Origin of the sequence: Pseudomonas sp. Fl4BN1, assembly GCF_009908285.1 — a bacterium.
GTDB lineage: Bacteria > Pseudomonadota > Gammaproteobacteria > Pseudomonadales > Pseudomonadaceae > Aquipseudomonas.
Window position 1 is genome coordinate 352,037 of sequence record NZ_JAAARM010000003.1, and the last position, 11,369, is coordinate 363,405.

Sequence of the window (11,369 nt, forward strand, 5' to 3'; positions counted from 1 at the left end):
CTTGCTCCAAGTACATTTTTCCCCTTGTGTAGAAACCGACCATGATCAAACCGATGATTTCGCGGCAGCGAGCCCTTGCCGGCTGCCTGCTCGCCATCCCATTGCTGGCGCAGGCCGCCCAATACCCGCCCCAGGCCATGCCCAGTGATCTCTGGCGGGTGTACCTGGATGCCCGGCACAACAACAGTGAACTGGCGGCGGCCCACGCCGACCAGGCCGCCCGTGCCGAAGCGGTGCCCCAGGCCCGGGCAGGCCTGCTGCCGACGCTGTCGGCCAGTGCCGACCTGAACGCCACCAGCACCTCCCTGCAACAGCCACGGCAAGACACCCGGCGCAGTGGCACCAGCTACCAGGCGGTGCTGAATCAGCCGATATTCCGTGCCGATCGCTGGTTCACCCTCAAGGCCGCCGAAGCCGAAGACCAGCAGTCCCAGCTGGAGCTGGCCGCAGCCGAGCAGAAACTCATGCTCGACAGCGCCTTGGCCTACTTCGGCCTGCTCAAGGCCCAGGACGCCCAGGCGGCGGCCAAGGCTGAAGAGGCCGCACTCAAGCGCCAGCTCGAGGTGGCCGAGAAGGGCTTGCAACTGGGCTTGTCGGACCGTACCGATGTACTCCAGGCCCAGGCCGGACATGACACCGCACGGGCCAACCGGATCGTCGCGCAGAAGCAGACCGACGATGCCTTCGAGGCCCTCGACACCCTGACGCACCAGCAGTACCAGGCAATCCAGGGGCTGCGCCACGACATGCCGGTGCTGTTGCCGGAGCCCAACGACGCCCGGCGCTGGGTGGACACCGCAGTGCGCCAGAACCTGACACTGCTGGCCAGCCAGCAAGCCCTGGAGGCGACGCAGCAGACCCTGAGCGCGCGCAAGGCCGGGCACGCACCGACCCTGGACGCAGTGCTGCGCTACCAGAGTGGTGACAACGACACCCAGGGTTACGGCAACAGCGATATCCGTGGCAACGGCTACGGCGGCAATGTCGAGCAGCGGACGGTCGGACTGCAGTTGAACATTCCACTGTTCAGTGGCGGCCAGACCCGTTCGCAGGTGCGCGAAGCCCACCAGCGGATGAACCAGCGCGAGTACCTCAATGACGGTTTGCGCCGGCAAGTGGTGGAGCAGACTCGCAACCTGTATCGGGGCCTCAACAGTGGTGTTGATCAGGTCCACGCGCGGCGCCAGTCGATCATCTCCAACCAGGGCGCGGTGCTGGCCTCGCAGATGGGCTTTCAGGTGGGAACCCGCAATATCGTCGATGTGCTGGAAGCGCAGCGCCAGCTCTACAACGCCGTGCGCCAGTACAACAACAGCCGCTATGACTACATTCTCGATACCCTGCGGCTCAAGCAATCGGTGGGCACATTGTCGCCCCAGGACCTCAAGGCGCTTTGTGATTACCTCAAGGCCGACTACGATCCAGACCTCGATTTTCTGCCACCGGAGTTTCCACGCCGGCTGGCAAAGCGCTGACCGGGCCTGGGGATGTCCCAGGCAACTGCCGGCGGGCACAGGTTTTTCAGGTAAAGGGGGACGCGGTTGTACAGGTTATTGGACTTCTTCGACAGCCACAGGCGGTGCTGTTATGCCCTGGGTGTGGTGATCGCAGTCGGTGCTGCGGTGGCGCTGGGCAACTACTACCGGGTGCAGGTCGAGGACGTCTACCAGGCCAGTATCCAGATGCAGACCCAGGAGCAGGCGCAGGACCTGCAGCAATGGAAGTCCAGCGGTTTTGCCATTGGCGCGCTGTCGATCCTGGGCCGGCACAACCCCGCGCTGAAACGGGTGGTGCTGGAGCCCGAACCCTCTGCAGAACTGATGGAGCGGGCCAGCATGCCCCTCAAGACCCTGTCCATGGTAGTGGGGGCCAACCATGCGTTCGTCCTCAACCGGGACGGCGTGGTGGTGGCGGCCCATGACCATCAGGGGCGCACGCCGCTGGGGCAGAACGTGGCCTTCCGGCCCTATTTCAAGGTGGCGCTCGCAGGCGGCAGCAGCGTCTACGGGGCAATCAGCGTCACCACTGGCACCCGCATGTTCTACATGGCGGTGCCGATCTTCGAGTCGCGCACGCGCCAGGACCAGGTGATCGGGGTGCTGGTGGCCCGTTTTGACGGCGACATGCTCGATGCCAGCCTGAGCAAGCAGTACAGCGACGACCTCAAGATGATCCTGTCGCCCAGTGGCGTGGTGCTGGCCGCCAGTTCCCCGGACTTTGTGCTCAAGTCCGAGCGGGCCTGGCCGTGGAACGAGTTCACGGGCGCGATCCGCCGGCAGTTCAGCGATTATCCGTTTGCCAACGGGGTGCCCGAGCGCCTGCCGTTCGATGCCCATCAGCCAGTGGTCAGGCTGGACGGCCGCCGTTACAGCCTGTCCCGGGTGGATTTTGACTGGAATGACCCAAGCGGTCCGTGGACCCTGATTACCCTGGGCGACCTGGATGCGCTGCTGCCGGGCGAGCAGGTGCTGTTGATCAAGGGCTTGAGTGCCGTAGTGTTTTTACTGTTGCTGTGGGGCGGCCTGCGGCGTCTGGCCGATGCCCGGCGGCACAAGCGCGACGTGGCGCAGATCGAGCAGAGCGAACAGCGCCTGGACATGGCCCTGCAAAGCGGCGCGCTGGGGCTGTGGGACTGGAACCTCAGCCTGGGCACTGTGATCAACAACGATGTCTGGTTGCAGATTCTCGGCTACAGCAAACAGGAAATGGAACAGGCCTTCGGCCATGGCCTGGAGCGCTGGACCTGCCTGGTGCATCCGCACGACTACGAGCCGGTCATGGCCCGGCTCAAGGCGCACCTCAACGATGAAGTCGGCGAGTACCGCGCCGAATACCGCATGCGCAACAAAGACGGGCAATGGCTGTGGGTCCTGGACATCGGCAAGGTCATGCAGCGCGATGCCAATGGTGAGCCGACGCGGGTCACCGGGGTGTTGCAGGACATCAGCGAGCGCAAGGCGGTGGAAACGCAAATCCAGCAATCACGACGCGATGCCGAGCTGGCCACCCAGGCCAAGTCGGAGTTTCTCGACAGCATGTCCCATGAGATCCGTACGCCGCTGAACGCGATCATCGGCATGGCCCACCTGGCACTGGACTTGCCGCTGGAGCGGGTGCAGCGCGACTACATCGAAAAGATCGACCGTGCGGCGAAACATCTGGTGGGCACCATCAACAGCGTGCTCGATCTGTCGAAGATCGAAGCCGGCAAGCTGAGCATGGAGCAAGTCTGCTTCGACCTGCGGGAACTGGTGGACGATGTGTTGCTGTTGGTACGCCAGCGTGCGGAGGAAAAAGCGCTGCGGCTGTACCTGGATATTCCGGCCTCGCTACCAGGGCGTTATGTCGGTGATCCACTGCGCCTGGCCCAGGTGCTGACCAATCTGGTGGACAACTCGATCAAGTTCACCGAGGCCGGCCATGTCTGTATTGGCGTGTGCCTGGTGCGACAGTGGGGCGACAAGGCCCGGCTGTGCTTCAGCGTCACCGACACCGGGGTGGGCCTCAGCGATGAGCAGCAGACCCGTTTGTTCAATGCCTTTGTCCAGGCGGACCTGTCGATCAGTCGACGTTACGGCGGCAGCGGCCTGGGGCTGACCATCTCGAAGAAAATCGTGCAGATGATGCAGGGCGACATAGAAGTACGCAGCAAGCCGGGGCAGGGCGCAGTGTTCAAGTTCAGCGTGCAGTTGGGCATGCCGCAATTGCCGCTGCAAGCGCCATCCACCTCAAGCAGCGCCACGCCTGCCGTACCAGCGGTTACCGGCGCGGGGAGGGTGTGCACGAGCAACGACTATGCCCAGCTGCTGGCGGGCACGCGGGTGCTGGTGGTCGAAGATAACCGGCTCAACCAGGATGTGTTGCAGGGTTTGCTGCAGCGCGTCGGCATACAGGTGCTGCTGGCGGCGAATGGCGCCGAGGCCTTGCGTCTGTTACTCGAAGGAGGGCGCTTCGACGCTGTGCTGATGGATTGCCAGATGCCGGTCATGGACGGCTACGGCACGACGCAGAAGATTCGCGGTTATCCGCACCTGAAGGCGCTGCCGATCATCGCCGTGACCGCCAGTAGCCAGGCCGATGTGCAGGGCAGGGCGCTGGCTGCCGGAATGAGCGACCTGCTGAGCAAGCCCCTGGAGGTTACGGTGCTCTATCGGACCCTGGTGCGCTGGATCAAACAAGTGGAAATGCCGGCGGTGCAGGCTCCGCCACCGCAAGCCGCGAGCACCCGGGGCATGACCTACGAGGGAATCGACAGCGTGCTCGGGCTGGCGGTGGTTAACCAGGACCTGGCGCTGCACCAGAAACTGCTGGCGGATTTTCGTGATACCCAGCAGCAGATCATCGAGCGCTTGTGGCGTGCCCATGCTGCTGAGGACCTACCCGTGATCGGCTTTCTTGCCCACAGCCTGCAGGGTACCGCCGCAAGCATCGGCGCCACGGCGGTCAGGCAAGCCGCCAGGCAATTGGAGGAACACTGTACCGGGCAGGCTGACCTTGCGCCGCTGATCCAGCAGTTGGCGCAGTGCCTTGCGCCGGTACTGGCCGGCCTGGCGTCGCTGCCGGCGGCGGGCGATGAACGTGCGCTGGACAACCAAGGGCTGGACGCTGAACTGATGCCCAGGCTGGAGCAGCTGGCGAACCTGCTGCGCACCCATAATGCGCAGGCTCTGGCGATGATCGATGAGCTGTACGAGCAACACCCGGGCGCTGCCCTGCGGGCCATTCAGGAGCGGATATACCGGCTGGAATTCCAGCAGGCCCATGACCTGCTCGTCGACTTGCGTACGCAGCAGAGCTAGCCAGCACTCTGGGTCAGGGCCAGATAGCGGGCCATGCGGTCCGTGCAATGCTCGACCAGACATTGATGCAAGGCGCGTAACGACGAGGTGATCTGCGAGCGGTGCGATACCACCAGGCTCAGCGGCGCAGCGTCGGACTGCCAGCCAGGCAACAGCGGCAGCAGGCGACCGGCGAGCAAGTCTTCGATGACATTCAACAGCGGCAGATTGACCACGCCGTGGCCGGCCAGTGCCCAACGCCGTGCGGCATCGCCATCATCACAGCAAAAATGCCCCTGTACAGCTACGTCCTCGACCTTGCCGGGCGCATGGAAACGCCAGCGGCTCTCCGGGCGGCCAATGCTGTGGCAGATGATGCACTCATGGGCACTCAGCTGTTCCGGCGAGTCGGGCTCGCCATGCTCAGCCAGGTAAGCGGGCGCGGCGCAGGCGATAAAGTAATGCTGCTTGAGCACCGGTAGCTCGACCAGGTCCAGCGCCAGGCTTTTGCCATAGCGCAAGGCGGCATCGAAGCGGCCCTTGAGCAGATCCTCTTCCTTGTCGCTCAACGCCAGCTTGATATGCATTCGCGGCCGTTCCTGCTTGAGCCGGGCGAGCATATCCAGCAGCAGATTGCGGCCCAGGTCGGAAGACACCGTAAGCTCCAGCATCCCGTCATCGTGACTCAATGAGCGCTTGCCGTTGGCCAGGATCTTCAAGGCGTGCTGCGCACTTTCCAGGTAGCGCGCACCCTCGGGAGTCAGTTTCATGGTGCGCGTGGACCGCGTGAACAGACGCACGCCAAGACGGTTTTCCAGGCGCTTGAGCCCCAGGCTGGCGGCAGCCGGGGTGATCGACATGATGCGAGCGGCGGGCGACAGGCCCTGCAGTTCGGCAATCAGAATGAACAGCTCCAGATCTGCGAAGTTAGGCATTGGCGAGGCTCACAGTCCGTTCAACGGTCGAGAAAGGTCTGTGAAGACCTCAGCAAGGCCGCCGAGAGCGGCTCCGGACCGCCGGCGATGCATTGCTCGAACCCCGGCTGCTGGTACATCTGGCGCATGGCTTGAGCATGGCGACTGGAGAGGTCATCGGCACTGGCTTGGAGCAGGTTCAAATGGTAGTTCAGCGCAAGGGCGAACAGACGGGCCGAGTGGGGGAGTTGCTCCCACGTTGCCGGGCTGCATGGGCCCTTGAGTACGGTTTCGGCGTGGGTGATTTTCCAGGCGAGGTTGAGGATGCGGTCTTCCGGCTCGGCGTGGGCGAGAATTTCCTCAATCAGTACCCGACTGTGGGCCAGCGCCTGATCGATACGGCTGCCCGGCTGGTTGAGGCCCATCAAGGCCAGGCAGGCGGCGCTGCGAAACGCCGCGGAGTCGCTCTGGGTCACACTGCCGTCGAGCAGGATGCATAAGGTATCGAGCAGGGCTTCGAGACGGATCTGCCGATTGCCGGCCAGTTGCAAGGCCAGGGCGCTGATAAAACCGTCGCGCATGTCACTGCCGGCCGAGGGCTCCGCGACGGGTTGCAGGTCATGCAGGGGTTTGTTGCGATACCCCAGTTGCGTCGCCACCCGGGCCAGCACCACCGGAGGCGAAATCGGCTTGGCGATGTAGTCGGCGGCGCCGAGCAGCAGGCCCATGCGCTCGTCTTCGACGCTGCTGCGCGAGGTCAGGAAAATCACTGGAATGGTCGCAGTCACCGGGTGGCTCTTGAGCTCGCTGAGCACCTGGAAGCCATCCATCTCGGGCATCAGGATGTCGAGGATGATCAGGTCGGGGCAGGCGCTGCGCGCCAGTGCCAGACCACGCTCACTGCTCTTCGCCAGCAGCACTTCATACTCGGTCGTCAGGGTTTTCGAGAGCACGATCAATGATTGCGGATCGTCGTCGATCGCCAGGAGGGTATAGGGCTTGGGAACATGCTCTGCGGGCATGACGAGGGGGCCTGAACAAGATAGGGCGGCAGTCTATCTTATTTTGGCGATACCTAGCGTACTGCTTGCCAAGTCAGCGTCCACACCAGGCGCAGCAGGGCATCCACTGCTCTCTGAAACATCTCTGAATCAAGATCAATCGTGCGCTATTGATGATCCTTAGCTGCGCAGTGCCTGATCGAATAGTTAGTCTACTGCAGAAACCAAGAGAGCACGGAGTTGAGCCTTTAGTGAGTCCTATGAAATATAACCAAACTAAATGGTTATTTAGTTTGGTTATTTATAAAATCCACATTGCAAGGGCAGGGTAATTTGTATGGGTACTGAAGAGAAAGCGGGCTTTGGAACCCGGGAATGCCTATTACTTTGTGGGCCTGTGACACGGGGGTTGGACAAAACTCATTCGCTGCTCAATTATCTAAGATACTCGGAGTTCCTGTCATTGCTCCAAGTGGACGCTTGATTGTCATGGGAGGTGAGTATTTTATCAGGGAGGGGCGATTTAGTTTTAGCCCTAAAGGGCATTCTATAGAGTTTGATGGGGCAGAAAAGAATAGTGGAGAAAAATAATGCTTTCTCGAAAGTTTCTGAGTGTCGGAATAGTCCTTGGCATGGTCCAGTTGGGCTTGGCTTATGCTGATGGGGCGGCAGATTTTGAGTTTATAGATTATCAATGCACTGATGATGATTCAGATCAGCCTCACTTTACTTCTGAATGGAAGGCGGGCATGCAAGAAGTAAGTTTGAGCGCTATTATGAATTGTGCTTTTTCGGCTCAGGCGCCGGAGTATCAGGTTGAAAATAAAGAAGTAGTATTTAAATTTAGGACTATCGCCATGGAAAAAGGAGCTTTTGCAGCCTGCGAATGTTCTCATCGAATAGTTTTCAAGTTGAAGATTGATAAAGAATTTTCTGTGCGGGTATACCAGGATGGATCAGAGTTGCCAGAAAAGCAGGTAGGGGTGAATTAGACGTCGAGTAAGGTGGGGTCTAAGATTCTTGGCGAGACCTAGGCACTGTACGAAAAGTAATGTCGTAAACACCTCATGGCACAAGCCAGTGAGACCATCGCCGCATAACTTGTTGCGAGTTTGTCGAAACGCGTGACGATGCGGCGGTTCTCCTTCAGCCAGCCAAACATTCGCTCGATGATGTTGCGCTGCCGATACTTGGGACGGTCAAACAGTCTGGGTAAACCCGGTTTGGGCTTGCGCTTCATGATGCGCAGTGGGATGACCGGTTGCATCCGGTAACGGTCGCAGTACCGACGCAGAGCGTCGGCGTCATAGCCCTTGTCGGCCAACAACCATCGGCAGCGTTTGCGGGGACGACCGCGCAAACTTGGGATATAGGCTCCATCCAGCAACGGTTGGGCATAGGCGATGTCGCTGGCTTGCCCACCCGACAGTAGAAAATTCAGCGATACACCACGGGCATCGCACAGCATGTGGATCTTCGTCGTCAGCCCGCCTCGGCTGCGTCCGAGCGCATGATCTTGAGGTTCTTCAGGCCCCTTTTTTCCCAGCACCAGAAGAGGCCCGGGTTGCACGTACCGCCGTGGAGTCGATCATCCAGGTTTCCAGATCGATCAACCCTCGCTCGTTCAACCTGATGTGAAGCCGTTTGAGCATCAGGTTGAATGTCCCGCGATTTCGCCAATCTCGAAACCGCTGGTAGACGGTTGACCATGGGCCAAAGCGCTCGGGCATATCGCGCCACGCGGCTCCCGAGCAGAGTACCCAGAGCACGCCGTTGAGCATCAGCCGATCAGCTACGCGAGGTCGACCGGTTCGACGATTTTCCACAAAGAGATCAGCGACCAAATCCCAGGCCGCATCAGAGAGTTCATACCGCTTTGCCATCAATGGATTCCTTTCCTCGACGGCTGCGAACTCTACGGAATCTCAGCTCTTGGGAGTCCACCGGGTGTTTTCAAGGGATTTCGTACAGAACCTAGGAGATTCAAATGGATGAACTGTTGATCAAAAACCCATATTACCGTGTGCTAGCCGTACTGGTTGCTGAGTTGGGAACCATGGGGATCGACTTCGATGAGCTTGAGAAGCGGTCGCTCGATCGAGTTAAAACCGGTTTGCCGTACACGACGTGGGGAAGTCTTAGCACTGAGTCCGACGCAGAAATCCTGAAGAGTATGTTTGCATCGTATCAGCATTTTCTAACAACCTAAGGGGCATCCAGCTTGGGGCTCCCCAACCTCCACAAGCCGATGCAACCGGTAGTCAGATGCAATGCATATCCTTTTCGATGGGTAGCAGGGGAGCGCCCCACGCTCTGTGCTTTTGGGTACATCAAGAGATTTGCACCGCCATGAGTGCGAGGTCAGCTGCGTTATTGATTGATTGGCAACGATTCTACATTCGTATTCGCCGCTGGTATCGACAGCCAAGGTTCTGCTTAATCGTTGCCGCAAATTCGGCCAAACGTTTTGGGCGTTATCCACTATTAAGTGAGTAACAGATTCAACAACTGGACTGATTTTTTCTAAAGTCTTCCACTGATCAGCCGATTTCGAAGTTGTACAAATGCTCCGCGCGCTGACTGCCGTGTCGAGCTTGGGTGTTGAAAACTCACTAGCGTATACGAGGTTAAATATGGTAGGTCCCGAAGACAAGGCGGCCGTGGTTGAAGTTGTCAGTTTGCTGAGAGACGTGAACCCCTTAATTATCACAGTTTCTACAGGGGTTTTCATAATTTGGGCAGTCATGCGTGCGAAATCAGCACACTTTCTGCTGGACAAAATTTGGCGTCTTATAGGTGGCGGGGCTATAAATGATCCAGAACTAAAAAAGGACTGGCTCCAAATTCGGGATTTAGAAAGCTTTCGGTTTCGGACGGGGATTCAATTTAATAGTAGGAATACTTGGAGTAAGACACTCAAGTGGCTTGAGTGTCATGATAAAAGTATGAATGATTTATCATTCGCGAAAGCGTGGATATCGGGTAAGCCATGGGAGTTCAGTGAGCCTTGGATAAAGCAGATCAAAGCTTTCGTATTTTGTGTTTTTCTGATAACTATTCCTTTAATTATGGGGATGACTTTTATCTTTACTGAGCCTTCAGCCATTCTAACCATCAAAGGCTCTGAGAAAACGTTTTGGACGGATGGCGTCACTGCTCGGAATTTTAAATTGGCTTGGGGGACGCCCAAATTTTCAGTCGATTCAGCGGCGTGCATAAATAAGAAAATTGCTGGGCTGGACGATAAAGATTCGGAGCTAATTTGTTCAAGTCTCGAGCCAGATGCATTGCCACAACTGAAGAAGTTTATTTTTGAACAAAAAGTATTCAGTGCTTATATTGGTTTTATATGTTTCGTGGCGCTACTACTTTCTGTTCGATACGCTGCGAGAGCGAAGATGGCGAAAATACTTTATGAATTGCCCTCACCAAGAATTGTGTAGATTCCAAAATAATTAACCTATTTTTTAAAAATAACACCATCCCCAACGGGAACAACCTGATCGCAGAAAGTTGGGAAACTCCGTTTGGAGGTGGTTGTTCAGGGCTCCTGTACAAGATCCTCGCAATGACACCATCGCCCTCGCTGCGGTGTCGCTCACCCAGATGATTGGCACTTCACCATCGCATGTTCAAACAAACGGATTTTGAATGGTCAGCGTTCGATAGCAAACGTGGATTTTATGCTCGTCGCTCCACGCTCCGGCTTAGTTGGACATCCTGCTCGAGCCCCCTATTTACCTCGTACTCCTCTTGGCCTGCTCCTAAACCAATTGATTCTTAAAAACTGCGTCTTGATATACTGATGGATAAAGAATTCGACTGGTGAAAACAGATGGTTAGGCTGGCGACGTTAGATTTCGACAATTCAATTCTCGATGCTTTGAACCGCGATCGATTAGTCATTTTTGCGGGTGCCGGCGTCTCGGTAGGTTCACCATCAAATCTAGCCAATTTTTGGACGCTAGCTGAACAGATTGCTCACGGAACAGGGAAAGAACCATACGTACCTTTAGATCGTTTTTTAGGTGAACTCAGTCACGATGGGGTAACAGTTCATGAAAGAGCGGGGAAGCATTTGTCGCCTCCGGAAAGCGCTCCCAACGCACTGCATCACGACCTAGTCCGACTATTTGGCAAACCTGATCGCGTTAAGATAATTACGACGAATTACGACCTGCATTTTGAAACGGCTGCCGATACAGTGTTCTCGAGCCGTCCTGAGATTTATGCTGCTCCAGCACTGCGATTGGGGTCGGATTTTTCTGGCATCGTTCATGTGCACGGAGCGCTTCCCAAGACTCGAAACCTGATTATGACCGATGCAGATTTTGGCAGAGCGTATCTCACAGAGGGTTGGGCGAAGCAGTTTCTCCTGGATGTTTTCAGTCACTACACTGTCCTATTCATCGGCTATAGCCACGATGACGTAGTGATGAACTATCTCGCTCGTGCTCTTCCTTCTGGACGGTCGGAAAGGCGTTTCGCTCTCACGGAAACTGGACTACCCCCATTCCAATAGACATTTTCCGGCCTCATAACGAGGCGTTTTCAAAGGCCTCAGGACTGACGCCGCCCAAGTGACTATGACGGCGAGTACGGTTGTAAAACACTTCGATGTAATCGAACACATCGGCCCTGGCCAAGTCACGGGTTTTGTAGATGCGCTTACGGAT

11 protein-coding genes are annotated in these 11,369 nt (G+C 57.5%); 7 read left to right on the plus strand and 4 right to left on the minus strand.

Annotated elements, in window-relative coordinates:
• Positions 1-41 precede the first annotated feature (41 nt).
• Positions 42-1,475 carry a TolC family outer membrane protein gene (locus GV818_RS05400; RefSeq protein ID WP_161754669.1) on the plus strand — a complete coding sequence of 478 codons (1,434 nt, stop codon included), beginning with the start codon at positions 42-44 and terminating at the stop codon, positions 1,473-1,475.
• Positions 1,476-1,553: 78 nt separating this feature from the next.
• A complete protein-coding gene (locus GV818_RS05405; protein WP_161776001.1) occupies positions 1,554-4,799 on the plus strand; it encodes an ATP-binding protein in 3,246 nt (1,081 codons plus the stop codon).
• Here the strand turns inward: GV818_RS05405 and GV818_RS05410 are convergent.
• Positions 4,796-5,713, minus strand: a complete 918-nt coding sequence (locus GV818_RS05410) for a LysR family transcriptional regulator (protein WP_025127304.1) — start codon at positions 5,711-5,713, stop codon at positions 4,796-4,798. The two genes, GV818_RS05405 and GV818_RS05410, sit on opposite strands and share 4 nt — an antisense overlap.
• 20 nt (positions 5,714-5,733) lie before the next feature.
• The gene (locus GV818_RS05415; RefSeq protein WP_161775981.1) at positions 5,734-6,714 is read right to left on the minus strand and encodes a response regulator; all 981 of its coding nucleotides are present in this window, start codon (positions 6,712-6,714) and stop codon (positions 5,734-5,736) included.
• A gap of 354 nt (positions 6,715-7,068) precedes the next feature.
• Here GV818_RS05415 and GV818_RS05420 point away from each other — a divergent pair, with 354 nt between their 5' ends.
• Both GV818_RS05420 and GV818_RS05425 read left to right on the plus strand, forming a co-directional pair.
• Positions 7,069-7,284 carry a hypothetical protein gene (locus GV818_RS05420; protein WP_161775982.1) on the plus strand — a complete coding sequence of 72 codons (216 nt, stop codon included), beginning with the start codon at positions 7,069-7,071 and terminating at the stop codon, positions 7,282-7,284.
• On the plus strand, positions 7,284-7,685 hold the full coding sequence (locus GV818_RS05425) for a hypothetical protein (protein ID WP_161775983.1): 402 nt from the start codon (positions 7,284-7,286) through the stop codon (positions 7,683-7,685). The genes GV818_RS05420 and GV818_RS05425 overlap by 1 nt, the downstream gene beginning before the upstream one ends.
• A 38-nt stretch (positions 7,686-7,723) precedes the next feature.
• Here GV818_RS05425 and GV818_RS05430 read toward each other — a convergent pair.
• A protein-coding gene (locus tag GV818_RS05430; protein ID WP_161775984.1) for an IS5 family transposase occupies positions 7,724-8,576 on the minus strand; the annotation gives its coding sequence in 2 pieces (ribosomal slippage) (positions 7,724-8,221 and positions 8,223-8,576; 852 coding nt in all).
• A 104-nt stretch (positions 8,577-8,680) separates the two neighbouring features.
• Here GV818_RS05430 and GV818_RS05435 point away from each other — a divergent pair.
• From GV818_RS05435 to GV818_RS05445, 3 genes are all read left to right on the plus strand, one after another.
• Positions 8,681-8,902: a hypothetical protein gene (locus tag GV818_RS05435; protein ID WP_161775985.1), complete on the plus strand. Its 222-nt coding sequence runs from the start codon at positions 8,681-8,683 to the stop codon at positions 8,900-8,902.
• Positions 8,903-9,257: 355 nt separating this feature from the next.
• The gene (locus GV818_RS05440; RefSeq protein WP_161775986.1) at positions 9,258-10,136 is read left to right on the plus strand and encodes a DUF6216 family protein; all 879 of its coding nucleotides are present in this window, start codon (positions 9,258-9,260) and stop codon (positions 10,134-10,136) included.
• Positions 10,137-10,528: 392 nt separating this feature from the next.
• Positions 10,529-11,215: an SIR2 family protein gene (locus tag GV818_RS05445; RefSeq protein WP_161775987.1), complete on the plus strand. Its 687-nt coding sequence runs from the start codon at positions 10,529-10,531 to the stop codon at positions 11,213-11,215.
• A gap of 13 nt (positions 11,216-11,228) precedes the next feature.
• Here the strand turns inward: GV818_RS05445 and GV818_RS05450 are convergent.
• Positions 11,229-11,369: IS3 family transposase (locus tag GV818_RS05450; RefSeq protein WP_161775988.1), on the minus strand; the 141-nt coding region annotated here is incomplete at its 5' end.